A 25,445-nucleotide genomic window follows, 5' to 3' on the forward strand; every position below is an offset into this window, starting at 1 on the left:
TGAATATTGACTTTTTTTAATCTAAAAATCTTTGCCAATTGTTTTTAAAATAAGGTCATCTACATCCTCCCAGGGCAGTGGTTCTTTGTATTTATCAAAGCTTAGAATATGCAAACTATCACCTTCTGTATATACTGAATAGATATGTGAATGAGCATTCCAATGTTCTTCAGGACCTAAAAAAACATGGTTGATATAGTCTCCTGTTTTCTTGTCGATCTTTACAATTAACCCGATGTGATACGTTGGTTGCCAAAACCATTCAGAGTAAAACTTATGCCCTTCACCATACAAGTAGATAAAGTCTTTATCCGCCGTTAGCCCTTCGTACTCCGTAACATGTGCAGGAATGCTAAATGTATTTCCCCAAATTTGATCCCCTGTTTTGATATCAATCGCATACAAGTGGGAATTATAAATGGAATCATTAGCCAGCGTATAATGAGCATATACCACTTCCACGGCTGTATCCACATGCGTCATAAGTAGATCAAGCGGATCAAACGGAGCGTCTTTTTGATACACAGCATGATTCCAGATGAGTTGATCAAGGGAGTCTGCAACACCAAGATTAAAGCTTAAAACATGATGATTGCCCCAACGAATAGTTTCCCTAAGAGATTGATTATTTTCAAAATAGGTAAATGAAGTGAATGTTTTAATATCAGAAACTTTTTGTGTGGAGACTAAATCCCACCCTGTAGAATCCTGAATTACTTTGATTTGAAGATTGCTGACAAAGGCTTCAAAATGGTTTTTATCATTCCTTTTAAAAGATAATTGTTTCCCTTGAGAGTTGGTCTCAAACCGTTTATTCGTTAACGTATCTCCGTTGCTGGAATAAAGTGTAAGAGCAACTTCTTTCCTATCATGAAAACATGCTACGAGATATGGACCATTTCCTATTCTTACAATCTTTTTGCTATAATAATCAGTGAGGGGGATTTCCTTAACGACATTACCTTCTTTGATCCAGGATAAATTAGTAGATCCCAACACAACAAAGTTTTTCTTATTGGTGAGTATTACTTGCCGTACTTCGCCCGGCTCGATTGGGAATTGTTTCGTAGAAATAATCAATTGATTATCGGGTCTCATCTCAAGTACTTCCTCATTCGTAGATAAATTTATTATAAGGTTAAAAAGAGGATTTTCGATGTAAATGGGAGCCACTATTATTGGGATTACTGCAGCGATCATTGCTTTTATGCTCGACAAAAACCAATGCTGGATATTGAGTGCAATGACAGGAAAAACAGTAATAGAAAGGAGCCAAGGGATTATTATCAGCTCAGATTCAATTTCAAGGGCGTTCAGAATAAATACAGAAGCAATAAGTAATGTGAAGATTACCGAGGTAACATAAAAAGCAGCAGATAGAAAAAAACCCCAGGGTTTACGCTTATAGAAAAGCAGTTTTAGTAATATAAAATAAAGTGGGATGAAAGAAACGGCCATTAAATAGCCGTAATAGTCTTCATCAATGCTTTGGTTGAGTTTTAAATAATGTTGGTGCGGAAGCGGATATCGCCACAAATTATACGCCTCTATTCCATCTACCCAAGAAGGGTTTGTGATATAGTAAAGTATAAAAAGGAAGGTGAAGATATTGAACGTAAACTTGAGTTCACCTGTATAGGTGCCATCATTGGCCTCTATTACCCTGGCTGGACGCAGAAAGGAATCTCTAAACGTACGAAAAAACTTAAAGTCGTATTCGCTAAAATCCCTGAAATAAGGGCCAAATTCACGTTTGAGGAAATTTCTCACATGTTAAAGATAATGCGCGAGACACTTATGCGCATTAGCCACTCGCGGGGCTTTTTTATTCGCTTACCAATTTTTTCTTCTCGGTACCTGTAAGTTTTTTAAGTTGCGGTGCACTAATCACAATGAACTAAAATTAGACGAATGAAACTCACGATTTCTAACCTTTCAAAAACCTATAAAAACGGGGTAAAAGCACTTGATGATGTATCACTCGAAATCTCATCAGGTATGTTCGGACTTCTTGGACCAAATGGCGCTGGAAAATCTTCTTTAATGCGAACCATTGCTACCCTTCAAACGCCGGATACTGGCACTATCCATCTAGATGACATGGATGTACATCAAAACCAGATGGAATTCAGAAAACGTCTGGGCTACCTTCCTCAGGAGTTTGGTGTGTATGGTAAGATGTCTGCAGAGGCATTATTGGAATATTTTGCTACGCTCAAAGGTGTGTCAACTAAAGCGGAGCGTGACGCCATCGTTAAAAGTGCGTTGGAGGTGACCAACCTATACGATGTGCGAAAGAAGCATGTAGCTAAATACTCCGGGGGAATGAAGCAGCGATTCGGGATTGCACAGCTTCTATTAAACGACCCTAAGCTGATCATTGTGGATGAGCCTACCGCTGGTTTGGATCCTACAGAGCGTCAGCGGTTTTTGAATGTGTTGCGGGAAATAGGAACCAACAACATCGTAATTTTCTCTACACACATCGTGGATGATGTGAAAGAACTGTGCACGGACATGGCGATCCTGAATGGAGGAAAAATCTTGTCCCATCAAACACCTAAAGAGGCCGTGAAATCACTTGCCGGTAAGATGTGGAAGAAAGTGATCGATCGGGAAGATCTCGAAGCTGAAGAAACAAAATTCAATGTCATTTCATCTAGCTTCAATGACGACAATACGGTGAACATTAGAGTGATGGCAGATGCAAATCCGGGAGACGGATTTCAATCAGTAGATGCCAACCTGGAGGATGTCTACTTCACTACACTTGGACAGGACAAAGAAGTTTCAGTAGCCTAAATCAGCCGTCGTATGTTTTTTAAGATATTTTCATTTGAAATAAAATATTGGGTTAAGAATCCACTATTTTATATCTATGTCGGTTCACTTTTTGCAATCGCGACCTTAGCGATGGCATCCAGTGCCGGGCTTTTTGATTCAGTAACCGTCACAAGGAGTTCGATCGCCTATATCAACTCAGCGTTTTCATTGAACAATTTCATCAATGGATTCACCATTATTGGTTTTTTTCTGATTCCGTCAATTGTTGGTGGCACGATTGCTAAAGACTATACCACGAATACCAGCAATGTACTGTATTCGTTTCCTTTTACTAAATCGAGTTACCTGTTTGCGAAGTATTTGAGTGGGCTTGTAATTACCATTTTAGTGCTTCTATCTATAGCGCTAGGCGCAATAGTTGGAGGATACCTCCCGGGAACTAACCCGGAATTGTCAGGACCATTCAACTTATTTAATTACATCCAGCCTTATCTGATCTATGTCATTCCAAACCTGATCTTTTTTAGTGCGATCGTTTTTGGAGTGGTCACCTTTTCCAGAAATGTAGCTTCCGGTTTTGTGGCCATTCTAGCGTTATTTCTGCTTCAGGGTGTAGCAGAAACGATCATCGGAAACATGGATGATAAAGAATTGGGTGCATTGCTGGATCCATTCGGTGCTGGTGCAAGTAGCTACTACACTGAATATTGGACAGTGGCTGAACAAAATGAAAACTTTCTCCCATTTGAAGGGTATATCATCTATAACCGATTGATATGGGGAGGATTGGGGCTGTTGGTTTACTTCGGAGTTTTCTCCGTTTTTAAATTTTCACATAATCCACTAGCGTTTTCATTTAAGAAGAAGGCAGGTGTGCGTTCAACCAAAAACAATTTTGGTAGCATGGTCCGCATTAACCTGCCTAAGGTATCGTTTGATTACAGTTTCATTAATCGGATTAAAACGGCCTGGACACTATCTAACAGTGATTTCCTTTTTGTGGTGAAAAGCTGGCCTTTCATTATCATTTCCCTGATTGGACTTTTGATATTGACCACTACGCTGGCGGTGGGGCAGCAGATCTGGGGGACTACTACTTACCCGGTGACATGGCAAATGCTTGATATCGCCGGAAATGTATTTACCACATTGGCGATTTTACCAATTACTTACCTGTATTCAGGCATGCTGATCCATCGTCATCGATTATCGAAAATAGATCAGATGGTGGACGTAACGCCAGTCCCCAACTGGACAATGTTATTCTCGAAGTTTTTAGCACTGCTAAAAGTACAGGCCGTACTACTCTTATTGATAATGATCGCAGGTATGCTCATTCAGACCTATGCAGGCTTCTATGACTTTGAGATTAATTTGTATTTAAAAGATCTCTATTTTATCCGCATTTGGAGTATCGTAGTTTGGAGTTTGCTCGCAATCTTTATTCACACACTCATTCCCAATTACCTTATTGGATTTTTTGTGACGCTCGGTTTGGCCATTGGGATCGGATTTCTAGATTCGATTGGTATCGAGCAGTCCATTTTTAAATACAATCAGGGGCCCGGAACAAGCTATTCACCGATGAATGGATATGGGAGTTCACTTCGTCCATACCTGATTTACAAGGTTTATTGGTTGCTGCTGGGAGCGGCACTTTATGTATTTGCCATTGCTTTTTGGAAGCGGGGAGTGCCATCATCTTTCAAAAATCGACTGAAGGTGGGATTTCAATCTTTCACCAGGCCTTTGCAGTTTGCATTCTTCTCATTGCTTATCCTATTTCTTGGCCTGGGATACTTCATTTGGTATGAAAACAATGTTGAGAACGAGTACACCTCTCAAAAAGAAGGGGAGCTTCAGCAAGTAGAGCAGGAAAAACTTTACTCAAGGTATGAGTCAATGGCTCAGCCTCGGATCGTGGACGTTATAGTTGATCTGGATCTGATGCCAGAAACAAGAGATTTTAGAGCAAAAGGGACTTATGTCCTGGTAAACAAAACAGAAGAGGTGATTGATTCTGTATTGCTGAATCATAATAACTATCCGAGTGAATTCGCATTTTCAGTACCTAATGAACGAGTGCTTGAAGATACGGTTTACAACTTTGATTTTCATGTGCTGGAAAAACCGATGATGCCCGGTGATTCAATCACTTTCACTTTTGAGGTATGGAATGAGCCTAATACATGGTTGAGAACCAATTCACCTGTTCGGGAAAATGGAACGTTCATGAATAATGGAATCTTCCCAACGTTTGGATACTCGGGGCAGGGAGAATTGACAGACAATGAAGTGCGTAAGAAATACGACCTCCCGGAAAAGGAGCGAATGAAATCTCCGTATGATACCACCGCCCTTGGGAATACATACATTTCAACTAGCGCAGATTGGATCGACTTTGAGACTGTGGTGAGTACTTCACCGGATCAGATCGCCATAGCTCCTGGCTACCTTCAGCGCGAATGGGAAGAGAATGGTCGTCGTTACTTCCATTACAAAATGGATAGTAAAATGCTCAATTTCTATGCATACCAATCGGCTCGGTATGAGGTATTGAAGGATCAGTGGAAGGATATCAATATTGAAATTTACTATCACAAAGGACATGAGTATAACCTGGGCCGAATGGTCAAGGGTGTAAAGCAGGCGCTTGAGTATTACACAGAGAACTTCAGCCCTTACCAGCATAAACAGGTCCGAATCATCGAGTTTCCGCGTACGAGCGGGTCTTTCGCTCAGTCATTCGCCAACACCATTCCTTTCTCAGAAGGCATTGGGTTTATTGCCAAAGTGGATGATGACGATCCTGAAGGAGTCGATTATCCATTTAGCGTTACGGCACACGAAGTGGCTCATCAATGGTGGGCGCATCAGGTGATAGGCGCTAATGTGCAGGGAGCCACACTGATGTCAGAAAGTATGTCTGAGTACAGCAGTTTGAAGGTGTTGGAGAAAGTGAGAGGAGAGGAGCAAATGCGATCCTTCCTAAAGGATGCATTGGATTCCTATCTTCAGGGTCGTTCCTTCGAGCGATTAAAAGAAAAGCCGTTGCTATTTAATGAAAATCAGCAATACATCCATTACAATAAAGGATCGCTGATTTTATATGCCCTGAGTGATTACCTGGGAGATGAGGTGTTCAACGCTGCAATGAGTAGGTACATTGATAGTGTGGCCTTTCAGGAGCCCCCATACACAACTTCACTGGAGTACCTGGAGTTTGTGAAGGAGATCGTACCAGATTCACTCAATTATCTGGTAAGGGACATGTTTGAGACCATCACACTTTATGATAATGAGGTCAAAGATGCCACCTACCGAGAACTACCTAATGGTAAATATGAAGTGAAATTGAATGCACTTGTGGCCAAGTATCGCGCTGATGAAAAGGGAAAAAGAATGTTTACTGATCCTGAAGGTGCGGATAGCCTTTCTTATCAGGTGGAAGGTGCCAGAAAACCGACCTATTCTTTGCCATTAGCAGACTGGGTAGAGGTAGGTGTTTTCACAGAAAAAGAAGTAGATGGGAAAATGAAAGAAATTCCGCTCTATCTTGAGAAACGAAAGTTTGATCAGATTAACAATGAAATAACGGTCGTAGTTGATGAAAAGCCAACATTAGTCGGTATCGATCCTTATAATAAGTTGATTGATGTGGTTTCGAATGATAACCGGATGACTCCAACGGTGGAAGAAACCGAATAAATTGAAAAGCGGCCTTGAGCCGCTTTTTTCTTGTCTTCTATGAAATGCACTTCCTAGTTTTGCGTGTATGAAAATGATGCGCGCAGCACTTGGTATAGTATCCTTCTTTTTCCTTTTCCATTCACAAGGCCAAATCCTGAAGGTTGATAAAGGTTTCATGGCTTCTGACTCTTCCAACTATTTTACAGGTTTGGTTGATGCAACATTTGCCATCAATAATCGAAGCTCGACCGTAGATCAACAGAATATTTATGTGGGAGTGAATAACAATGTAGATCTGGTTTATATCGCCGAGCGATCTGCTACCGTTTTGATTAGCGGACTGAACTATTTCAAAATAGGGGAAGGCCCACTCATCTATAATGGATCGGCTCACCTTCGACAGGTGTTAAGGCGGTCTGCGCCGTTGACTTCCGAGTTTTTTGTTCAGGGGCAGTTTGATGAATCACGAAATATGGAGTTGAGAGTGCTGTATGGAGGAGGTCTGCGGTGGAATATCCTTCAAAAGAGCAACTCACTTTTTGCAGGGGTAGGCATTTTCAGGGAAAATGAGCGTTGGAATGGTCCGGAAAGGGAAATCAATAAAAACCTTTGGAAATTAAACTCCTATTTGAGTGCAGATGTAAAGCTCACAGAAACAATAAATATTAATGCAATCGCTTACTTTCAATCAGGTAGAGACGGTGAAATTGATGCCTTTCGAAATAGGTTGAGTGGCCAGCTAGAGTTTAAAAATGCCCTTTCAGAGAAGTTCAAACTTAAAATGACCTCCAATTTCCTTTTGGATGACAAGCCAATCATCCCACTTAACAAGTTCATTTATGAGGTATACTTTGGAGTGGAATACAGCTTCAACTAGCTATTTGACTACTTTGTAAATCACCTCTTTATCAGGAAGAGCGTAGCGGGTTTTTTCTTCAGGACTTAGTTCCTCAATCAATCGTTCTTCTACAACCCGAAATCCGGAGCTGGCTAGTCTTGTGCCATAATCCTCTCCGTACATACGAACATGATCATCCTGCCCAAATGCTTTTTCTCGCTCTTTAGGATCAATAATTGTCCTATCCTCGTAAGTCGTTTTTGGTAGTGGGTAGAAAAACGGAACCTGTAAAATGGCCCATCCATTTGGTTTAAGGACTCTTCGTATTTCACTCAAGGCTTTTTTATCATCATCAACATGCTCTAATACATGGTTGCAAAAGATAATGTCTATGGAGTTATCCTCAAACGGGATTGTATGAATGTCCATTTTCACCTTAGCTAACGGAGATTCAATATCACCGGTGATGTATTCCAGGTTTTCTAAAGCATCAAAACGGCTCATGAAGCACATTTCAGGGGCTACATGAAGCATTCTGGCTTTTTTAGTAAAGAAGTCTGTCTTCCTTTTTAGATACAGCCAGATCAACCGGTGGCGTTCCAGTGCCAGGCATTTTGGGCACAGGGCATTACTTCTTGATTTTCTTCCATAAGGTAAGAATTTCCTAAAACGAGACTCACATACCGGGCACTCTACTTTATTCCCACGATAGAAAACAGCTACAATCCGCAACGCCACATGGCTAAACAACTGAAGGTACTTTCTGGGTATTTTTCTTAGGAAAAATGAGATTAAAAACTTCACGCCTCGTCAATTTTGCGTCGCAAGTTATTTATTCACTATCCTACCAGCAATCATTGCTTAAAATTTCTCTATTTTGGCTCATAAATGAGGCGAGACTTACTTTTCCTTTTTCTAATTGGGTGGGCAACAATCTGCTTAGCACAGAAAGAAAAGACTGTTCAGGAGCATCTGCCCACCGAGAACCTGGAAATGAGAAAGGATTCTAATAAAGCTTTCAACAAACCTAAGCGAAAGAAATACGCTTTTATTTACGTCCCGGACGGAGATAAAATTCTTTATGGCAATCAATGTGTGCTAGAACAAACCCACAAGATGGGGTTTGAGTATGTGGTAGAGCCACGAAAAATAGCCGGAAGCAAGACTTGGAAAGGTAAATTTTTGAATAACCTCTGGGTAAAGACTAAATTAGTAGTGACTCGATCACCGTTTTGGAAGTTGATCCTGAAAAAGAAAATCAAGGAATGTAGACAGATGAGTGGTGATTTGGTAGGCTAAAATTTGAAGAACCTAACATATCACTGATGAAGACCAACCTAATCACATCTAAAAAAGGGATTTATGCAATCATCCTCTTATTGCTTTGCTCCTGTGCCAATATCACAGAAGAGATTTATCTAAATGCAGATGGAAGTGGAAAGTATCTTGTTTATACAGATGCTGTAAGCAGCACTCGAAACATGATGATGGGGATGATGAGTAGCATTTATCCTGACGCTTCTGAGGATAGCCTCATGCAGGTGGTAGATGCTCAATTGTGGGAGCAGTTTCCCGCTGAGGTAGATTCAATTATCGATTTCTCATCGCGCGTACCGGACAGCATCAAAAATGACCCTGCGAAGAAGAAGTATCTTGATAATATTGAAATGTTTATGAAGGGCAGCCGCGCTAAGGGCTACCTCAACTCTGGGATCCGATATACATTCTCTAACATAGATGAACTGCAAGGTTTTAATGATTTCATGAGCGAAAATCAGGAAGCTACTGGTGGGCAAATGAACATGGATCTACCTCAAATGGATGTGAAATACTCGTTTGATGGTAACTCCTTTTCCAGGACAGCAGTAATGAACGAAAACATTGAGATGAATGATTCTACAATGTTGGTGCTTGGTTCACTCTTAGAAGGCGCAAAATCAAGGTTAATTATCCATTTACCAAGTAAAGCAAAAAAGGTTAGTAAGAATCAGTTAGTGGGCAAAGTTGGGAAAGATGTAATATACGAGTTTGAGTTGATCAAAATATTAAGTGGTGAGCAATCCACGGATATAAAAGTTGAATTTTAATCATGGAGCCAAGAACCGTTCAGTTTTCCCGTACTAAGCTTACTGAGCTAATGATTCCTTCCTTCGCAAATTTCGGAGGGAAAGTACATGGAGGACTTATTTTATCATTGATGGATAAAGTGGCTTATGCAGTAGGCAGTAAGCATGCCGGAACCTATTGTGTCACGGTCACGGTAGATGGTGTGGAGTTTTTACAGCCGGTGGAAGTTGGGGAATTGCTAACCCTTGATGCAGCAGTGCATTATGTGGGTAATAGCTCGTTGGTTGTAGGGATAAAGGTGACGTCTGAGAACATTAAAACGAATGAAGTAAAACATACGAACAATAGTTACTTCACCATGGTGGCTAAAGGAGAGGATGGCAAACCAACCCAGGTCCCAGAATTGATTTTAGAAGATATAAAAGAGATGAGGCGGTTTGTTGACGCTATTAAGCGAATAAAGGTGAAAAAGGAGGCGAATGCCAAAATGCAGAAAGAACAAGATGAGTTTATTATGGTAGATGATATGGAGTTGTTAAGTGGTCAACGCTGCAAGGTGGAATTCAAAGTGGATGACGAATTCAACGATCTTTTTTCCGATACATAAATTTCAAGCCAGACCAGTTTTCGTCTACAGCACAGACTTTCACATCCACCAAGCCACCACTTAACCCGAACTCTCTAACTATATTTCCGTTTAGGTCAGTTTCCATTTTTGAGCTTGCTTTTGGCCAGGAAATCCATAGGGTGCCTTTTTTCTTTAATGAATTTTTCCAGTCATCCCATCCTTTTTCAAGTTCCTTAAGTTCTGTCACAAAAACATGTGCAAAATCATAAGGAGGATTTGAAAGCTCATCTTCCCATGTGGTTTCTAAGGGAGTGTTCTCCAGCAGTTCAAAATAGTTTTCCGGGGATTGGAATAAAAAACAGTGGAACTCTTCTTTGATGTTTAGTTTTTTCCACAAGGGATTTTTAGAGTATCCGGCCATTATTTACAGTATGAGGGAGTTTCTCCATTCCAGTTTCTGTCACGAGCTCCACTAAATTCAATACAGGCTTGTCTTCTTTCACCCATTGCCAAGTAAGCATGTGCTGTAGTTATGTAAGAAATAGCACTGTCCGGCCATACATATTTATTCCAATCAGCTGCCTTGATTGCCATTTCATAATCGTCTAACCTCAGATACATATCAGCCAGGTTGGTATACAAGTAGAAGTGAGATTTTGGAACATATTTTTCGTTGATCACTAGTGCATACCCTTCACCGTAAAATGTTTTGTATCGTTTTATTGCTAACCGGTGGGCAATAAGCAGGTGATCCAGGGCTTCTTCAGGGTTGTTGAGTTCATCTCGCTGAATTTCTGCGATTTTGACCAATGAAGCTATAATCTCATACTCCCCGACCAAAAAGTTTTTCAGAATTTCTATCGCCTTATCCGGTTGTCCGGTTCGCTTGTAAGCATCCGCTAGCTTTTGCCGCAGTTCGTAAAACGGGAGGTGCGGTGCAAACTCCTGAACCAACTCATACAAGGATATTGCCTTGTGATAGTCTCCTTTCTGAAATGCCCGGTTTCCATTTTCTACAATTTTATCCAGCATTGTACTTTTGAAAATCTTCATATCTCGCTCCTCAGTCCGGAACAGGTTCAATGAAGTCATTATGTCGAATGCAGTCTTGTAGTCCCCTGCTTCAAAGTATTCCCTGGCGTCCATGTAAGTAGACCGACGTTCAGCAAGCATTTTTTCCAGTTGATGGTCATCGTAGCTTTGTTTCATCCATACACCGGTCATTACCATCAGCGCAATTAGAAACGTAATACCGAAAGCATAAGCAGTAGCAATGGCATTTTGTCTGTAGTCGATCCGACCACTGCTGTATCGGGCTCTATTCCTATTTTTCCAATGATCAGTCCTTGGAGGTTGATAGGTATAAGTCCTGGTGTCACTTTGTGAGAACTGACGGTATTTGAGTTTGAGATCAAAGCGCGCCTTTTCATATTCATCGGAAAGAACCTGATGAGCGACATTGATTTCTTTGAATTTCTCCTCCATTTCAGGTTTTCCCGGATGTTTATCCGGGTGATATTTCACTGCCAGTCTTTTAAAAGCAGCTTTTATTTCGGATGGAGTGGCATCCTCAGAGAGCCCTAATACGTGGTAATAGTTCGTCATCGGAAAGGGTAAGTAGCTATATAACGGAGAAATTTACAGAAAGATTATCCTTTATTCATAAGATAAAATCCTGCCAGGCAAACAATCAATCCTCCAATCATGCTTACGGATGCATATAAAATAAACTGAAGAAGGAGGCCTTCCTTTATCAGCTTTAGCCCATCCAGCGCAAATGTGGAAAATGTGGTGAAACCGCCACATAGGCCGGCAATCAAAAACAAGCCTGTCTGGTTGTTCATTTTTATCAAACCACCGCTTAGCAGTCCTATGATAAGGCAGCCAATTAAATTGACGATTAGTGTACCTGAATACGGTTTTTCAGCATAATGTTTTGCAGTGAAGAGGTAAACGGCATATCTGGCAGCACTACCCATGAAACCACCAATGCCAACAATCAGAATATCCTTCATCCTTCAAAATTGCTAACATGTAACTCTAATTCAGGAAAAAACTGATGGAATTCTCTGTCAAATTGCTGATAATGCTCCTTTAAAGCTTCTGAAGCCTCTTCCATTTTGCTTTCAAACTTTGTTCGTCTGCTCATACCCGTTAGCGCACGATCAATCCCCTCAATAAACTGGTAATTATATAGCCAATTGTCCCTGGTCATAAAACTTAACATATGGATAACTCCTTTGGGGATAATATCAAAGTAGTTGTTCATGAGCTCATAAAAATTCTCTGTGTATTTTTTCAATGGAATTTTTGAGAATTTTAACCAGTCCCTGGCTAAAAAATGGTCATAGTAAACATCTACAATTACCGGGGCATAATGCCTGAATTTCTCTCTTAGCCTCACCTTACTCTGGAGTACAATGTCATGATTGTCAGTGAAAAAATCGATGCTACGGTGTAAGCGTATTCCTTTTTGAATATTTGACGGAAAGTGATCGATTTGCGATCCTTTCACAAAATCCCCGATGAAGTTTCCCACTAAAACTTCCTCATCATCGCCGCTGAGGTATAAGTGCGCTAGAAAGTTCATCTTTTAGGCTTTAAGATAGGTACTAAAATTTAATAGTTTGAGATTAAGGTGACTGGGTTTACTTTTGTGTGGCAGCTATAAATTGGTTGCACGAAAATTAAGACCTTATAAAATAACTGTCATCGAAAATAATTTCCCCAATATAATCCGCTCGCATTTGAACATGCTCGTCCAGCTCGCCAGAGTTGATGGAGTGGTCGTTCAGGAAGAGATTGACCTTATCAAACAGATTGGGAAAGCTAATGGTATGTCTGCCGAGGAGATTAGTGAATGTTTCGAAGATCCATCAATAATAGAAGGGCTAGAGACACTTTCAAATGATCAGCGCTATGACTACCTGTACAATGTAGTGCAGCTCATGAAGATTGATGGTCGCATCTACAAGGAAGAAATAAAATTTTGCGCCCGTATTGCCAGTAAGCTAGGCTATGATGAAGATGTCCTTCGGGAGATGATGCTTAAGATTTATAGTGATCCACATATTACTACAGATAAAGAAACGTTAAAAGCAAAAATCCAAACGTATCTTCGAAAATGAAGAAGCTAGTTTTTCTTCTCTTACTTACTTTCTTTTCCGTTCAAACTTATGCTCAAAGAATAAACCCTGACGAATCAGCTATCAGGGAGGTTTTAAAGCAGCAGGTGGAGTGCTGGAACGAAGGAAATTTAGAGTGTTTCATGGAAGGGTACTGGAAGTCGGATCAGTTGGTTTTTATAGGCAGCTCAGGGATAACCTATGGCTGGCAAAAAACCCTTGATAACTACAAAATAAGCTATCCAGATAAATCAGCGATGGGCAAGCTTACTTTTGATGTGATCATTCTTGAACCCTTGAGTGAAGATTTCTGGTCGGTGATAGGCAAGTGGAATTTGAAAAGGCAAAAAGATAATCCTAAAGGGCATTTCTCCCTTATTTTCAGGAGGTTAGGCGATGATTGGGTCATTGTTTCTGATCATTCCAGCTAATTATTCAGCATACTAAATTTGGCGATTTCATGTTTTATGAGTAGATTCTATGCTACTTAAAACATTAAATTCAGCTAAATATGGTAATGAGCTACAGAGGAGCCGAAGCTCCGAAACCACAGGAAACACAAGCACTCAAAGTCGAAGATTATATGGCCAGAAAGTTGATTACATTCAGGCCCGATCAGGCCATGCACGATGTGGTGGACGCTTTGATGAAGCATAAAATTTCCGGAGGTCCTGTAGTAAATGATCAGGGAGAGCTAGTGGGCGTCATATCTGAAGGAGACTGTCTGAAAGAGGTCGTAAAAGGTAAATATGATAACATGCCTATTTTTACCGGATTGGTGGCCGAACACATGGCTAAAAATGTGATTACTGTCAGCCCTGACCTCAATATTTTTGAAGCAGCCAAGATGTTTTTGGAAAAACGTCTACGCCGGTTCCCGGTAATCCATGACGGTAAATTAATAGGCCAGATCAGTCAAAAAGATGTGATGAAAGCTGTGCTCAACGCTAAGAGTTCTACCTGGTAATTAACTAAAAGCTTTTCTGTATTTTCGTTCTTCATCAAATCCAGAAGAATGAAAAAGCTATTATCCCTACTTCTTTTAATCTTATATATCTCTACCCAGGCTCAGGTAGATGTCAAAGCAATTGACAAATACATTGAGCAGGCCAGAAAAGACTGGAACGTCCCCGGCATGTCTGTAGGCATTGTAAAAGATGGGGAAGTGATTCTGAGTAAAGGGTATGGGGTTAAAGCGCTTGGAAAAAATGATAAGGTAGATGACAATACACTTTTTGCTATTGCCTCTAACTCCAAAGCATTTGTAGCTTCATGTATTGCGAAATTGGTTGAAGAAGGAAAGCTTTCATGGAAAGACAAGGTGAGGGATTACTTACCTTATTTCACCCTATATGGGGATGAGTATATTTCAGCTATGGTCACTATTGAAGACCTGCTATGTCACCGAGTAGGTCTTGGCACATTCAGCGGAGATGTGATCTGGTATAAATCTGAAAAGACAGCCGAGGAGATCATTAAGCGAGCAGCTCATGTTCCCAAAGCTTTTGAATTCAGAGATGGCTATGGGTATTCCAATCTCATGTTTATCACCGCTGGTGAAGTCATTCGAACTATAACCGGTGAACCTTGGGAGAACTACGTGAAAAAGAACTTTATGGAACCTCTTGGAATGAGTAATACGGTGATCAGTGTTAAGGATTTGAACGATAATGTAGCCACTCCTCATAAGCCAACCCTTGATAGAGGCACTGAAGTTTCAGAATGGGCTAGTTGGGATGCCTCAAGTGCAGCAGGTGGTATCATTTCTTCCTCTACCGATATGACAAAGTGGATGATGATGAATTTAAATGGAGGTTTGTGGGAGGGCAAGCAATACATTGATAAAGAACAACAAAACTTACTGTGGACACCTCATACAAATTTTGTGATAAGTGAACGATCAAAAGAATCCTTGCCGGGCGTTCATTTCAGAGGATACGGTCTCGGTTGGAGCCTGATGGATTATCACGGCAATTTGGTAGTGAGTCACAGTGGTGGTTATGACGGTATGTATTCCAGAGTAGTGATGGTGCCAGACCAAAAACTGGGTATTGTAGTTTTAACTAATTCAATGGAAGGGATTTCATCTCCGCTAGCTATGTACATAGTAAATCAATATATCCAAAGAGACATGCGTGACTGGTCAGCTGAATACCTGGGAAGGGCAAGATCTAGTAACAGTCATAAAGAGGACGTTGAAAGACGTAGGGTGGCCAGGGTCATGGATACCAATCCAACGATTGCTCAAGAAGAAATGATTGGAAAGTATAACGATCCGATGTATGGTGATATCACCATTTCTGAAAACGATGGAAATCTACGGATTGAGTTTCAGGATGCTCCTGGGCTGGGGGCTTCATTGGCTCATTGGCATTATGATACTTATGAAATCACATGGGATGAAGAACACGCTTGGTTTGATTTTGGAACCGTTTCTTTTGAAACGGATAATAACCTAAAAGTCGAAGGGTTGGAGTTTGATGTTCCAAATGGAGACATTTTTTTTCATGAGCTACGTCCGAAGAGGGTTGATTAAAAGAAGTTGTACCCCTGTTAAGGTTTAAATTTGATTGAATGTCATCATCACTTTTAGTACGGATCAATAAGGGAAATGATTCTTCAGCAAGCAATAGGCATAAGTATCTGAAAAAGGACCGATGTATTTTGAATATTTTATAAGGAAGTATTCATAATTCTCATCTCTCTTAAAAATGTCCTCTCCATTACCTCTATCGTAAACATGATAGTATGTTTCTGGGTTGAAGAGGTTTCGTGTTTTTCATTTTTGAAATATGTCTGTACCTCTGTTATCGTTCTAAACCCTAACAGAGTTCTGCTTAGTTAGCAATCATCAATCGTTTGGAATATTTAATACCATCTTTCTCCAGTTGCAGTATGTAGATTCCATTGGTAAGATGTGATACTTCAATGTCGCTTTTCGGGTTTGTGGTGCTAGTGTGAACCTTACCGCTTAGAGACAGTATTTGGGCATTTTCAAATGTCCCATTCAGAGTTACCATGCCAGATCTCACTGGGTTTGGATAAAACAGAACCTCCGATTCAACACTGCTACTTAACACACGGGGTTCGCTAGAAACGGCAATTGAATAGGTTGAAAGGGTCGTTTCTATTTCGATGAAACTTTCCAGCGGTAGATTTAAATCCGGTTCAAAAGTGAAATGGATGGTCTTAGTTTCCTGAGCATGAATGATACCGTCCCAGTTACCCTTAAAATTTTCAGGATAATTAATGTTGGTCACGATCACTCCATTATTCCCAGAATTAGTGATATCAAAGGAGCTGGTAATAATATCTCCTACTGTATAATCTGAGAATTGAATGTAGTCCGTTGAAAGTGAAATTTGATCTGAGTTGTTGTTTGTCACATAGAAGTAGGTTGATAATTGGTCACCCGCATATGATGAAGTAAATCTCCATTGCCCCTGATCGCCTGATGCTGGAAGCGTAAACGACCTGTACCAATAGGAGCCGCTATAAAATTGAGGTGAAGTAGTGGTCCATTGCTGAAACAGTGAGCCATCTGGCTTATAAACAGCATGAGAACTAACAGCACCTTCCATTTGGTCCCTAAAATAAGTAGCAAAGTAGACGGTAACTCCGTTATCAAAATCGACTTGTAGATTAGGTTTTTCGCTTCCGTAGCATCCAAATTCCGGTGGAGAGTGATGGGTGGCTACTCTATTTAGGCCTGAAACCGCATAGTCTTGCTGCTCTTTCCACCATGATTCATTAGTAGTGGTGTTGCAGGTTCCCACATATGGGTCAATCAGATTACCTTGTGCATCATAAAGCTCAAAATGCAGGTGTGGACCTGTTGAATTTCCAGAGCTGCCCATTACTCCCAGGAATTCGCCAACCTCTACTTGTTCACCAACACTTTTCTTTGTGGCCGATCCTGTTTTCAAGTGCCCGTACCAAGCTACTGATCCATCATCATGTTGGATGTACACTGCGTTCCATCTGTTGCTATTAAAAGAACAACTTTTGTCTATTTGATTATTTTCTTTGTAAATAATCTCGCCAGCTGCGGCCGCAATAATCTCCATGTGATCATGATCCATTTTGTGCCAATTGAAAGGCCAGGAGTAGATATCCGTACCCTTATGATTGTACCCAGCATCCGTATCGTAAGTGCGTGTACCACAGTTGTAGTCCAGTAGCTGATCCGGGTAACTGTCATTCAGATCTACATAATTGGAAATACCGATGGCACCATGTTCATCATAGTTCCGTGCCTGTCTAATCGGCCATTCCAGTTTGACCTGATTGTTAGTCCTGGCAGATTTGTGAGAAGTACGTTCGGCTATTATCTCCTTTATTAGAGTGCGGTCACTTTCGCTCAAGCAAGGAGTTGGGTTCTGCGTAATGTATGGCGTGCCAAACCCTTCTTCTTGTGCGGTAGCTGATATTACGATGCACACAAAAATGATTGATAGGTAGTGGTGAACTTTCATAAAACAGTATTTGGTATAAAGGTATTAATTGAAATTTTTACTTTGCCCATTTAAGTGGGGGTATTTTTTGCTTCTGGCTGGAACACTCGATTAAGGTAGTGAGTCTTTTTTCACGCGTTTCCTCACGTTTCGCACTCATCACCCAATGAATAGATTGTTTACGATACGAGGGTGCTATTTGACTATTGAAAAAATCCCAGGCTTTTTTGTTTGCTTTGAATCTTTTTTCAAAAGCAGTACTCAGTGTCACTTTCTTTTGCTCGAAAGAAGCTTTCCCGGTATTCTCAGGGTCTCTTTTGGAGTAAGCCTCGAGACCTGCAGGCATGACTAGCTTTTCCTTTTTTAGCTCTTCTATTCGTTTAATGTTGACATGGCTCCAATGGCTTTTGGGTTTACGTGGAGTGAATCGAACCTGATAAGCTTCTTCATCGATCTTTTTTCTTATGCCATCAATCCAACCGAAGCAAAGCGCCTGATCAACCGACTCGGGCCATGTGATGCTCGGCCTGTCGGTGGTTTTCTTGTAATATCCTACCCAAAGTTCTGTTTCAGTTTTATGATTTTCTTCCAACCATTTTCTAAAGTCCTGAGGAGTAGGGAAGAAAGTTGTCATGATTCTAGAAAGGAAGAAGGTCGGGTGCTACATATTCTTTTTTGGCACGTTTGTCAGCAAAGACATTGAAACCATAGTGCTGACCTAATAAGTCTTTGAAGTTTGTCAGCAATCGAGGAAATTCCTGAATAAAATCTTTGAAGTTGTCAGATTCCGCTTTTTGCATGAAATGATTCATGGCTTTCACTGAGGCAATTGTCACCGTCTTGTTGAATTTATCATAAACACCCAGTGATTCCGCAAAGCCTTTTATTTGTTCGCACATATTAAGCTCAGCCTGTTCTATGCCATATTTTCCTATATGAATATAGGCTAGCCTCAAGTGCGCCTCATGGCTAAACATGCCCGGTTTTAGCCCATACGTTTCAAACACTTTCTCAAATTCCTCATCCGTAAACTGCCAGTGATCTTTGATTCGCATGTAGCAAAAATACGATAGTTCATTTTAGCTCTTCTCTCCCATATTCTCTTTCTTTAAAAGAGAAAAACCTATTGCCACACCGATGCTGATACCCACACTTAGCCAGAGCCCAATGTTTCCTGTTATTGCTCCCACTGTAGTACCAACACTAACTCCCAACCCAATGGCTAAACCGAACTTGTTATAATTGTTCATCTAATTTTTTTTGATTATTCAAATTAGGAAAGTAGTGTGATTCGACCTAATGAATCGTGCTAAGTGGTGGTTTACCTATGTTTAGCAGCGTGCTATGATTACTTTTTAAATAAATACATCAAATAATGAGGTATTTATTTGTATATATCATAATTTGATGTATTACTTTGTGATATATTTAAATTGGATCATGAAAAAGTTATTTCAATGTATTGTGATTGGCCTTTGTCTTTTTCAATGCGAAGAAAACTCTAACGAAGTAAGTCTTGCAAATGAGAAAGCAACTTTCGAAGCAGGAGAATTAATAAAGGTTACGGGTATTGATTATACCAAAACGCCCATATACAAGAAGGTGCAGAAGCATCCTGAATCTTATGAGCACCTTGATAAAGTTGATTTTTATCGGATCGCCTATTTGAGCGACGGTCTTCTTATCACCGGTTTAATGGTAGCTCCAAAAGCAGAAGGAAGCTATCCCGTGATAGTATATAACCGGGGCGGGAACAGAGACCTTGGTAGGTTGCTTGTAGCCACTTCCGTAGATGTGCTTTCCAGGTTTGCTGCAGAGGGCTATGTGTTGGTAGCCTCTAATTATCGAGGTAATTCTTCAAGTGAAGGCACAGAAGAGTTCGGTGGAAGCGATGTTAATGATGTAATTAACTTAATAAATGCGCTCCAGCAGATACCCAAAGCGAACCCTGAAAAAATAGGCCTTCTTGGATTAAGCAGAGGAGGAATGATGAATTATCTAACAATGAAACAAGGTAATCTTTCTCAAATAAAGGCTGCAGCAACGATTGGTGGTGTTGTTGACTTACAAATAACAGGGAAATATCACCCTGAAATGACAGAAGTTTTTAACGAATTGATTCCGGATATTGAAGTTGATAAAGTAAATGTATTGAGGAGTCGGTCAGCTACTTACTGGGTAAATGAACTACCAAAAAATGTCCCGATGATGATCTTACATAGCAAGACAGATGAGCACGTTAGCTATGAGCAGATTCCCCCGTTTCTGGATAGTTTGACAGCCTATTCAGTTCCTTTTGAGTCAGTAATTTATGAGGACGATACGCACGGTTTGATCAATCATCAGGATGAAGTATTTAAGAAAATAACCAAGTGGTTTGATAGGCATTTAAAACAAGAATCCCTGTGATATATTCAAAAGAACTTTTAAAAGGAACCCTGGAAGTGATTGTGCTGAAGCTGCTTTCAGAGCATGGTAAGATGTACGGCTATGAACTCTCGCAAAAAGTGAAAGATGAGACAGATGGCAAAATCTACCTGAAAGACGGATCGCTATATCCGGCCCTTCACAAAATGACAAAAGATGGCATACTCACCTTCGAGGAGGTCAATATTGGGAAGCGTGTGCGCAAGTATTATAAACTCACAGCTAAGGGAGAGGAACAGAAGGAGACACTGCTGGATGAGATGCGAGACTTTATCAAAACGATCGAGAAAGTAATTTTTAGTGACTTAAAAACATCACCGGCGATATGATTGCTGAAGAATACGAGGATCGGATTATTGAAGAGGTCGAAAAAAGTACGATTAAAAATCAAACACTGAAAGATGATCTTATCGATCATTTCTGTTGTCTGGTTGAAATCGAAATGGATCGCGGTTCTTCTTTCGAAAAGGCGCTTGAAAAAGCCTATTTGCAAACTGCCCCAAATGGACTAGAAGAAATACAAAGAGAAACAATTTTTTTACTCAATTACTCAAAAATTATGTTTATGAAACGACTAATGTATGTAGTAGGCTATCTGTTCACAGTGACCTGGATAGCCGGGATCGCATTTAAATTACTGCATCTGGCTGGTGCAGGAGTTTTACTTGGTATTGGGGCACTAGGTCTGGCATTTATTTTTATCCCTATGTTTTTAATAAATCGGTATAAGAATTTTGCCAGGGAGGTATTGTCCGAACGATTGAAATGGATATTTGGTGGAATATCATTTCTATTATTGGTGACTTCCATCACCATGAAATTACTTCATCTTATGGGAGCAGGACTAATGCTAGGACTCAGTTTTCTAATTTTTGGAATCGGTTTTTTACCCTTCTTATTTTTTACGATGTACAAAAAATCAGTAGATGAACTCTGAGGTCAAGGACTAGACTCAAAATGAAAAGGCTACCCGCCAACTGGCGGATGGCCTTTTTTGATTCAAATTGTAGCTTTACGGTAATGGTTAGACAACACAATATCACCCTATCATCTTTTCCCAGAGGTTTTCACCTCATCACGAACGAAGTATTGAGTCAAGTTGATCTGAATGGAATTCAAGTAGGTCTTCTTCATTTGTTCATCAAACACACATCAGCTAGCCTCACCATTAATGAAAATGCTGATCCAACAGTTCGAACAGATTTCGAAAGCCATTTCAATAAATCAGTTCCTGAGAATGCACCTTATTACCAACATACGTATGAAGGTTCTGATGACATGCCGGCTCACTTGAAGGCTAGTACTTTGGGAAGTTCAGTGACTATTCCTATCACTAACGGCCGTCTCAATCTAGGTACCTGGCAAGGGATTTATTTAGGAGAGCATCGAGATCATGGAGGAAGTAGAAAGTTGATTGTAACCGTATATTCATAAAATTTGAAGCAGCATCGTGATTAAGCACTTGCCTGTGTGTGCTCCTCTCTAAATTCACCGGGCGATTTTCCGACAAGCTTTTTGAAATTGTTGTAAAACGAAACCTTATTTCGGAATCCTGCTTCTTCACCAATGGCTTCAAGTTTCAAATGGCTGGAAGATTCAAGCAAAAGCTTGCTTTTAGCTTCCTCAACCCTAAACTCATTTATTAGTTCGGAAAAGGACTTTTCTGAAAAAGCATTAAGAGCTTGAGAAATCCGATATTTAGGTACCCCCAACTTCTCTGCAAAAGATGAGAGGTTGAAATCCGGGTCCTTGTAGTACTTATTATGTTCAAGCACAGAGTTGATTTTCTGTACCAGGTAGTCCCCATCTTCTTTGGTCAGGCTGCTGGAAGAGTACTTGGGTTTTACTCTTTCCTTAATAAAACTGTACTCACCAAAGTAGGTAATACCATAGGTAAGTAGGACAAATCCTGCACAAATGATGTAATCGAGCCGAAGCGTGTAAAAGCCAAAGTACAATGAAGTGAAATAGGCAATTTGTCCGATTATAAATGAAGCATATGCAGCTAAAAACAAATGGTTGATTGCATTAAATTTTATCGTTCTCACTATAACTAATCCGTATCCAACGAACAAGGCTATTTTAATCCAGGGCAACACGCTTCTCATAATAGAAAGAAAATCCGGAGAAGCTTGAATGAAAAATGACATTGCTACCCAGTAGGTTGTAAATGAAATTGCCGGGATGAGGTGATAAGGGAGATGTTTAAGTTTTGCCCCTTTCTTTATATAGTAGTAAAAGGAGAAAGGCATGAACCAGTTGGCGCTGACAAATAGCCAGGTTATTGCAGTAGGAGGCTTGACCATTTGTGACCAATAGTTGACATAATGCAGGATTGTGATAGAAAACATCAACAAGTACAGTCCCAGGAATCGTTTTCGCTTGCTGGTGCTGACGATAAACATTAGCGAAAGGATTACTCCATTGATGGCGGCAGCTAAAAAAAGTATAAGTTCCCAGGTCATGTCATTCCAGTAAAATTTGTGAAAGTTTTTTGCTATGAAAAAATGAAATCCGAAAACTACCTTTTTATTCGCTAAAGGGACTTTTCATTATCACCCTTTAGGGTGGGGTTTTAAGATTCATTAAGAAAATCTTTTCATCTATTAAGTATCACAAATAGTTTATTCCTCAACGGTTAAATCTAATCAGTAAATGGAATTGGGGCATAAATATTCGTTAATGTTAACCTCTTGCTGTTGATATGCTAAGTGTATGGATATACGGAAGCGTTATCATTATCCTAACAAAAACAAAAAAAAATATGAAAGCGACACTACTTATGACAGGCATGATCCTATGTATCATAGCGTCAGGACAGCAACCACCACAACCATCCGAAGAAGATCTTGCAAAGATGGATTTTTGGGTTGGAAAATGGGATTTGACATGGGATGGGGGCAAAGGGACCAACCTCATTGAAAAGAAACTCAACGGACGAGTGATCCAGGAAAACTTTGAAGCAATAGAGGGAAATTTCAAAGGGTATCTGGGTACTAGTATAAGCACATTTAATGCTCGTGATGGTAAATGGCACCAGGCCTGGGCAGATAGCAACGGAGGCTACATAGATTTAATTGGAATCATGAATGGAGATACACGCATTTTCCAAATGACAAGTCCACGAAAATTACCGAACGGTACAGAGTCTGTTTCACGGATGCGGTTTTATGATATCACAGAAGATTCATTCACCTGGGACTGGGAAGCATCAACAGATGGTGGAGAAACCTGGAATCTGAGTTGGAGAATCAATTACACACGTGCTGAATAATTAAATGCTGAATCTATGAAGTTTTTAACAGGAATTATAGGGTTAGTCCTATTGCTAAGTGTGGCATGCGGAAGTGATGACGGTGAAGAAGGTTCGGTGTTGACCTCTTTAGAGATTAGCATCTCAAAAGACAGGATAGATGTTGGAGAAACAGCCACCATCGCTTTGGTTGGGAAAGATCAAAACGGCAATGAGATAGATATCACATCCGAAGTAAACTGGAGCACCAGCAATGCCAATGCTTCCGTTGATGCTAGTGGAATAGTGATGGGCCTTGTCATCGGGGATGTCACTATAACCGCAACAGTGGAAGATATCTCCGAAACTATTGATGTACGAGTTTGGGATAGCACCGCTCCTCGTACCGAAATATATGTAACAGATGCGGCTCAGTTTAACAATGGTGGACCTTATAAAGTGATAAGGTATGATGAGGACGGTGGATTTGCAGAGACGCTCATTAGCTCAAATCTAGCCTGGCCACAGGATATCGTATTTCTTGAAGATGAAGGTACGATGCTTGTTTCAAATCTATCCAGTAACAGTATTAATGAGTTTGATATAAATACAGGAGAGCACAAGGGCACTTTTGCATCTGTATCCAATGGTCCAACACGAATGAAGATTGGGACGGATAACCTGCTTTATGTTTTGCAATGGAATAATTCAGCAGCTGTTTTAAGATATGATCTTGATGGAAATTTTGTGGACGAATTCACTAGCATAGGTATAAACCAGGCCATAGGTATGGACTGGGATGCTGAAGGAAATTTTTATGTCTCTTCATTTCAGGGGAGTGTGAGAAAGTTTGATGCTGAAGGTAATGACCTGGGAGTTTTTATTAGCTCAAACATTCAAGGCCCCACTAACATCTCGATTACTGAGGATAATGAAATGTTAGTATTGGACTGGAAGGCAGGTTCAATTCAAAAATTTGACCTGAATGGTGCTTTCATTGGAACGTTTGCCTCAGGGTTAACGCAACCGGAGGGAATTGACATGTTACCTGATGGAAAGCTTTTGGTAGGAAATGGAGGCGGTTCGACATTAAAGATTTATAGTTCTGACGGAACATCTGAAGGTGATTTATTTTCAAGAGGCTTTGGTGGTCTGCTTCAGCCAAACGGAGTTATCGTCCGATTAGTGAATCAATAGCATCTTCTTTTCTATAAAATCGATAGATAATTTACTGGTAATACCGCCGACTCCTGTTTCATAGTAGGGAGTCCGGCGGTTACCTATTTTAAACAAAATCTATTCATGGTGAAATCAACCCTTTATGTAATCAGTTTAATGTTTGCGTTGATGACTCGGGCACAAGTGATGTATCCATCCAATCCGGCATTCGTGGATGACAATTACCGCGCTTTTGATTTCTGGATAGGGGAGTGGGATGTGAATCTAAAAATCAAGAATGAGTCAAACGAATGGCCGGTAAGTAAAAAGGCGCATGTTAAAGTTTTTCCTGTTCTCCAAGGAAAAGCCGTAATGGAATTATGGAATGAAAAGAAAGAAGGGCTTGATGCCATTCAGGGTTTCAGCTTAAGGTATTATAATAAAGAAACTGACAAGTGGGATTTAATCCTGCATTGGCCCAGACCTAACTGGGGACGCACAGCTATATTTCAAGGAGAAGAGACGCACGGAAGGTTTGATTTCCATATTAGCTACCCGATCAATGACAGTACCACTCAAATGGCGAAATACTCCTTTTCGGATATCTCGGAAAACTCTTTACGTTGGCAAGACTTTTACTCTCAGGACAATGGCTCGAGCTGGACAGCCAACTGGATCATGGAGTTTACCCGAACAGCAAAATACCCCAAAGCTCTGACTGAAAAAGAAGCTCATACCTATCTGGATGGAAGCAGATGTTCAGCTGATCAGTATTCAGCGATAACTGACCTGGCTTCTGTGAAATCTTTTGAGTGGAAAGGTGAGCGTTATGCAACCACCGCTTATAAAATCCTGGACGGGTGTGCTACTGTAATTTTCGGATCAAATAATACTTATCCAGTAAAAGAGAAATTGTTGCTTTTCACCTTCCATACTCCCGAAAGTAAATACGAAGTAATTGAGCTGAGCAATGACACAAATCCATTAGGACGATATCGAGGAAGTTTTATTGATAACGTTTTTAGTTTTGAGTCAGTCAATTCGGATTCATCAGTAATGATAAAAATGAATGAGGATGGCGAATCTTTTTCGGCTGAATAGA

28 protein-coding genes are annotated in these 25,445 nt (G+C 40.3%); 17 read left to right on the plus strand and 11 right to left on the minus strand.

Annotated elements, in window-relative coordinates; genetic code table 11:
* Positions 1–21: 21 nt before the first annotated feature.
* Positions 22–1,770 (minus strand): hypothetical protein, encoded by a 1,749-nt coding sequence (locus RIC88_RS11345; RefSeq protein WP_350217648.1) that lies wholly within the window; start codon positions 1,768–1,770, stop codon positions 22–24.
* A 141-nt stretch (positions 1,771–1,911) separates the two neighbouring features.
* Here RIC88_RS11345 and RIC88_RS11350 point away from each other — a divergent pair, with 141 nt between their 5' ends.
* From RIC88_RS11350 to RIC88_RS11360, 3 genes are all read left to right on the plus strand, one after another.
* On the plus strand, positions 1,912–2,802 hold the full coding sequence (locus RIC88_RS11350) for an ABC transporter ATP-binding protein (RefSeq protein ID WP_350217649.1): 891 nt from the start codon (positions 1,912–1,914) through the stop codon (positions 2,800–2,802).
* 12 nt (positions 2,803–2,814) lie between these two features.
* On the plus strand, positions 2,815–6,492 hold the full coding sequence (locus tag RIC88_RS11355; protein ID WP_350217650.1) for a M1 family aminopeptidase: 3,678 nt from the start codon (positions 2,815–2,817) through the stop codon (positions 6,490–6,492).
* Positions 6,493–6,568: 76 nt separating this feature from the next.
* Positions 6,569–7,351, plus strand: coding sequence for a hypothetical protein (locus RIC88_RS11360; protein WP_350217651.1), 783 nt, complete (start codon positions 6,569–6,571; stop codon positions 7,349–7,351).
* Here the strand turns inward: RIC88_RS11360 and RIC88_RS11365 are convergent, their stop codons facing one another.
* A complete protein-coding gene (locus tag RIC88_RS11365; RefSeq protein ID WP_350217652.1) occupies positions 7,352–8,116 on the minus strand; it encodes a class I SAM-dependent methyltransferase in 765 nt (254 codons plus the stop codon). It lies immediately after the preceding gene.
* A gap of 84 nt (positions 8,117–8,200) precedes the next feature.
* Between RIC88_RS11365 and RIC88_RS11370 the strand changes: the two genes are divergently transcribed.
* Genes RIC88_RS11370 through RIC88_RS11380 form a run of 3 tightly spaced genes read left to right on the plus strand, consistent with a single transcriptional unit; the run spans position 8,201 to position 9,986 of the window.
* Positions 8,201–8,611 carry a hypothetical protein gene (locus tag RIC88_RS11370; RefSeq protein WP_350217653.1) on the plus strand — a complete coding sequence of 137 codons (411 nt, stop codon included), beginning with the start codon at positions 8,201–8,203 and terminating at the stop codon, positions 8,609–8,611.
* A 26-nt stretch (positions 8,612–8,637) separates the two neighbouring features.
* On the plus strand, positions 8,638–9,399 hold the full coding sequence (locus tag RIC88_RS11375) for a hypothetical protein (protein ID WP_350217654.1): 762 nt from the start codon (positions 8,638–8,640) through the stop codon (positions 9,397–9,399).
* Between the two features lie 2 nt (positions 9,400–9,401).
* Positions 9,402–9,986, plus strand: coding sequence for an acyl-CoA thioesterase (locus tag RIC88_RS11380; protein ID WP_350217655.1), 585 nt, complete (start codon positions 9,402–9,404; stop codon positions 9,984–9,986).
* Here RIC88_RS11380 and RIC88_RS11385 read toward each other — a convergent pair.
* The 4 genes from RIC88_RS11385 to RIC88_RS11400 are packed head-to-tail and all read right to left on the minus strand — an operon-like array spanning position 9,961 to position 12,537.
* A complete protein-coding gene (locus tag RIC88_RS11385; RefSeq protein WP_350217656.1) occupies positions 9,961–10,368 on the minus strand; it encodes a DUF3052 domain-containing protein in 408 nt (135 codons plus the stop codon). The two genes, RIC88_RS11380 and RIC88_RS11385, sit on opposite strands and share 26 nt — an antisense overlap.
* Positions 10,368–11,552, minus strand: a complete 1,185-nt coding sequence (locus RIC88_RS11390) for a J domain-containing protein (protein ID WP_350217657.1) — start codon at positions 11,550–11,552, stop codon at positions 10,368–10,370. The genes RIC88_RS11385 and RIC88_RS11390 overlap by 1 nt, the downstream gene beginning before the upstream one ends.
* 44 nt (positions 11,553–11,596) lie before the next feature.
* Complete coding sequence (gene crcB / locus RIC88_RS11395; protein ID WP_350217658.1) at positions 11,597–11,962, minus strand: fluoride efflux transporter CrcB; 366 nt, start codon at positions 11,960–11,962, stop codon at positions 11,597–11,599.
* Entirely contained in the window at positions 11,959–12,537 is a 579-nt protein-coding gene (locus RIC88_RS11400) for an acyl carrier protein phosphodiesterase (protein WP_350217659.1), read from the minus strand. The genes crcB and RIC88_RS11400 overlap by 4 nt, the downstream gene beginning before the upstream one ends.
* 163 nt (positions 12,538–12,700) lie before the next feature.
* Between RIC88_RS11400 and RIC88_RS11405 the strand changes: the two genes are divergently transcribed.
* The 4 genes from RIC88_RS11405 to RIC88_RS11420 all read left to right on the plus strand — a co-directional run bounded on the left by RIC88_RS11405 (position 12,701) and on the right by RIC88_RS11420 (position 15,608).
* Positions 12,701–13,075 carry a tellurite resistance TerB family protein gene (locus tag RIC88_RS11405; RefSeq protein WP_350217660.1) on the plus strand — a complete coding sequence of 125 codons (375 nt, stop codon included), beginning with the start codon at positions 12,701–12,703 and terminating at the stop codon, positions 13,073–13,075.
* The gene (locus RIC88_RS11410) at positions 13,072–13,503 is read left to right on the plus strand and encodes a YybH family protein (protein ID WP_350217661.1); all 432 of its coding nucleotides are present in this window, start codon (positions 13,072–13,074) and stop codon (positions 13,501–13,503) included. The genes RIC88_RS11405 and RIC88_RS11410 overlap by 4 nt, the downstream gene beginning before the upstream one ends.
* 86 nt (positions 13,504–13,589) lie before the next feature.
* Positions 13,590–14,039: a CBS domain-containing protein gene (locus RIC88_RS11415; protein WP_350217662.1), complete on the plus strand. Its 450-nt coding sequence runs from the start codon at positions 13,590–13,592 to the stop codon at positions 14,037–14,039.
* Between the two features lie 48 nt (positions 14,040–14,087).
* On the plus strand, positions 14,088–15,608 hold the full coding sequence (locus RIC88_RS11420) for a serine hydrolase (RefSeq protein ID WP_350217663.1): 1,521 nt from the start codon (positions 14,088–14,090) through the stop codon (positions 15,606–15,608).
* 301 nt (positions 15,609–15,909) lie between these two features.
* Here RIC88_RS11420 and RIC88_RS11425 read toward each other — a convergent pair whose 3' ends face one another.
* The 4 genes from RIC88_RS11425 to RIC88_RS11440 are packed head-to-tail and all read right to left on the minus strand — an operon-like array spanning position 15,910 to position 18,776.
* Positions 15,910–17,547, minus strand: a complete 1,638-nt coding sequence (locus tag RIC88_RS11425; RefSeq protein WP_350217664.1) for a peptidoglycan DD-metalloendopeptidase family protein — start codon at positions 17,545–17,547, stop codon at positions 15,910–15,912.
* A 37-nt stretch (positions 17,548–17,584) separates the two neighbouring features.
* On the minus strand, positions 17,585–18,160 hold the full coding sequence (locus tag RIC88_RS11430; protein WP_350217665.1) for a YdeI/OmpD-associated family protein: 576 nt from the start codon (positions 18,158–18,160) through the stop codon (positions 17,585–17,587).
* 4 nt (positions 18,161–18,164) lie between these two features.
* Positions 18,165–18,581, minus strand: a complete 417-nt coding sequence (locus RIC88_RS11435) for a hypothetical protein (protein ID WP_350217666.1) — start codon at positions 18,579–18,581, stop codon at positions 18,165–18,167.
* A 24-nt stretch (positions 18,582–18,605) separates the two neighbouring features.
* Positions 18,606–18,776, minus strand: a complete 171-nt coding sequence (locus RIC88_RS11440; protein WP_350217667.1) for a glycine zipper domain-containing protein — start codon at positions 18,774–18,776, stop codon at positions 18,606–18,608.
* A 190-nt stretch (positions 18,777–18,966) separates the two neighbouring features.
* On the opposite strand from RIC88_RS11440, the gene RIC88_RS11445 reads away from it, so the two are divergent.
* The 4 genes from RIC88_RS11445 to RIC88_RS11460 all read left to right on the plus strand — a co-directional run bounded on the left by RIC88_RS11445 (position 18,967) and on the right by RIC88_RS11460 (position 21,387).
* Positions 18,967–19,935, plus strand: a complete 969-nt coding sequence (locus tag RIC88_RS11445; protein WP_350217668.1) for an alpha/beta hydrolase family protein — start codon at positions 18,967–18,969, stop codon at positions 19,933–19,935.
* Positions 19,932–20,282, plus strand: a complete 351-nt coding sequence (locus RIC88_RS11450) for a PadR family transcriptional regulator (protein ID WP_350217669.1) — start codon at positions 19,932–19,934, stop codon at positions 20,280–20,282. The genes RIC88_RS11445 and RIC88_RS11450 overlap by 4 nt, the downstream gene beginning before the upstream one ends.
* On the plus strand, positions 20,279–20,890 hold the full coding sequence (locus tag RIC88_RS11455) for a hypothetical protein (RefSeq protein ID WP_350217670.1): 612 nt from the start codon (positions 20,279–20,281) through the stop codon (positions 20,888–20,890). The genes RIC88_RS11450 and RIC88_RS11455 overlap by 4 nt, the downstream gene beginning before the upstream one ends.
* An 83-nt stretch (positions 20,891–20,973) precedes the next feature.
* Positions 20,974–21,387, plus strand: a complete 414-nt coding sequence (locus RIC88_RS11460) for a secondary thiamine-phosphate synthase enzyme YjbQ (protein WP_350217925.1) — start codon at positions 20,974–20,976, stop codon at positions 21,385–21,387.
* A 20-nt stretch (positions 21,388–21,407) separates the two neighbouring features.
* On the opposite strand, the gene RIC88_RS11465 is transcribed toward RIC88_RS11460, so the two are convergent.
* Positions 21,408–22,418 (minus strand): helix-turn-helix domain-containing protein, encoded by a 1,011-nt coding sequence (locus RIC88_RS11465; protein ID WP_350217671.1) that lies wholly within the window; start codon positions 22,416–22,418, stop codon positions 21,408–21,410.
* A 299-nt stretch (positions 22,419–22,717) separates the two neighbouring features.
* Between RIC88_RS11465 and RIC88_RS11470 the strand changes: the two genes are divergently transcribed.
* The 3 genes from RIC88_RS11470 to RIC88_RS11480 all read left to right on the plus strand — a co-directional run bounded on the left by RIC88_RS11470 (position 22,718) and on the right by RIC88_RS11480 (position 25,444).
* A complete protein-coding gene (locus RIC88_RS11470) occupies positions 22,718–23,227 on the plus strand; it encodes a hypothetical protein (RefSeq protein WP_350217672.1) in 510 nt (169 codons plus the stop codon).
* 15 nt (positions 23,228–23,242) lie between these two features.
* Positions 23,243–24,382: an Ig-like domain-containing protein gene (locus RIC88_RS11475; protein WP_350217673.1), complete on the plus strand. Its 1,140-nt coding sequence runs from the start codon at positions 23,243–23,245 to the stop codon at positions 24,380–24,382.
* A 105-nt stretch (positions 24,383–24,487) separates the two neighbouring features.
* Positions 24,488–25,444 (plus strand): hypothetical protein, encoded by a 957-nt coding sequence (locus RIC88_RS11480; protein WP_350217674.1) that lies wholly within the window; start codon positions 24,488–24,490, stop codon positions 25,442–25,444.
* The last annotated feature ends 1 nt before the right edge of the window (position 25,445 follow it).

It is taken from the genome of Ekhidna sp. (assembly GCF_040220215.1).
In the GTDB taxonomy this organism is placed as follows: Bacteria; Bacteroidota; Bacteroidia; order Cytophagales; family Cyclobacteriaceae; genus Ekhidna.

Bases quoted from the DNA above. Each gene is read 5' to 3' on its own strand.
- RIC88_RS11445 (WP_350217668.1), top strand. From the start codon at position 18,967: ATGAAAAAGTTATTTCAATGTATTGTGATTGGCCTTTGTCTTTTTCAA.
- RIC88_RS11480 (WP_350217674.1), top strand. From the start codon at position 24,488: ATGGTGAAATCAACCCTTTATGTAATCAGTTTAATGTTTGCGTTGATG.
- RIC88_RS11415 (WP_350217662.1), top strand. From the start codon at position 13,590: ATGAGCTACAGAGGAGCCGAAGCTCCGAAACCACAGGAAACACAAGCA.
- RIC88_RS11425 (WP_350217664.1), bottom strand. From the start codon at position 17,547: ATGAAAGTTCACCACTACCTATCAATCATTTTTGTGTGCATCGTAATA.
- RIC88_RS11430 (WP_350217665.1), bottom strand. From the start codon at position 18,160: ATGACAACTTTCTTCCCTACTCCTCAGGACTTTAGAAAATGGTTGGAA.
- RIC88_RS11350 (WP_350217649.1), top strand. From the start codon at position 1,912: ATGAAACTCACGATTTCTAACCTTTCAAAAACCTATAAAAACGGGGTA.
- RIC88_RS11460 (WP_350217925.1), top strand. From the start codon at position 20,974: ATGGTTAGACAACACAATATCACCCTATCATCTTTTCCCAGAGGTTTT.
- RIC88_RS11380 (WP_350217655.1), top strand. From the start codon at position 9,402: ATGGAGCCAAGAACCGTTCAGTTTTCCCGTACTAAGCTTACTGAGCTA.
- RIC88_RS11420 (WP_350217663.1), top strand. From the start codon at position 14,088: ATGAAAAAGCTATTATCCCTACTTCTTTTAATCTTATATATCTCTACC.
- RIC88_RS11470 (WP_350217672.1), top strand. From the start codon at position 22,718: ATGAAAGCGACACTACTTATGACAGGCATGATCCTATGTATCATAGCG.
- RIC88_RS11370 (WP_350217653.1), top strand. From the start codon at position 8,201: ATGAGGCGAGACTTACTTTTCCTTTTTCTAATTGGGTGGGCAACAATC.
- RIC88_RS11390 (WP_350217657.1), bottom strand. From the start codon at position 11,552: ATGACGAACTATTACCACGTATTAGGGCTCTCTGAGGATGCCACTCCA.
- RIC88_RS11375 (WP_350217654.1), top strand. From the start codon at position 8,638: ATGAAGACCAACCTAATCACATCTAAAAAAGGGATTTATGCAATCATC.
- RIC88_RS11355 (WP_350217650.1), top strand. From the start codon at position 2,815: ATGTTTTTTAAGATATTTTCATTTGAAATAAAATATTGGGTTAAGAAT.
- RIC88_RS11405 (WP_350217660.1), top strand. From the start codon at position 12,701: ATGCTCGTCCAGCTCGCCAGAGTTGATGGAGTGGTCGTTCAGGAAGAG.
- crcB (WP_350217658.1), bottom strand. From the start codon at position 11,962: ATGAAGGATATTCTGATTGTTGGCATTGGTGGTTTCATGGGTAGTGCT.
- RIC88_RS11360 (WP_350217651.1), top strand. From the start codon at position 6,569: ATGCGCGCAGCACTTGGTATAGTATCCTTCTTTTTCCTTTTCCATTCA.
- RIC88_RS11455 (WP_350217670.1), top strand. From the start codon at position 20,279: ATGATTGCTGAAGAATACGAGGATCGGATTATTGAAGAGGTCGAAAAA.
- RIC88_RS11465 (WP_350217671.1), bottom strand. From the start codon at position 22,418: ATGACCTGGGAACTTATACTTTTTTTAGCTGCCGCCATCAATGGAGTA.
- RIC88_RS11475 (WP_350217673.1), top strand. From the start codon at position 23,243: ATGAAGTTTTTAACAGGAATTATAGGGTTAGTCCTATTGCTAAGTGTG.
- RIC88_RS11410 (WP_350217661.1), top strand. From the start codon at position 13,072: ATGAAGAAGCTAGTTTTTCTTCTCTTACTTACTTTCTTTTCCGTTCAA.
- RIC88_RS11435 (WP_350217666.1), bottom strand. From the start codon at position 18,581: ATGCGAATCAAAGATCACTGGCAGTTTACGGATGAGGAATTTGAGAAA.
- RIC88_RS11400 (WP_350217659.1), bottom strand. From the start codon at position 12,537: ATGAACTTTCTAGCGCACTTATACCTCAGCGGCGATGATGAGGAAGTT.
- RIC88_RS11440 (WP_350217667.1), bottom strand. From the start codon at position 18,776: ATGAACAATTATAACAAGTTCGGTTTAGCCATTGGGTTGGGAGTTAGT.
- RIC88_RS11385 (WP_350217656.1), bottom strand. From the start codon at position 10,368: ATGGCCGGATACTCTAAAAATCCCTTGTGGAAAAAACTAAACATCAAA.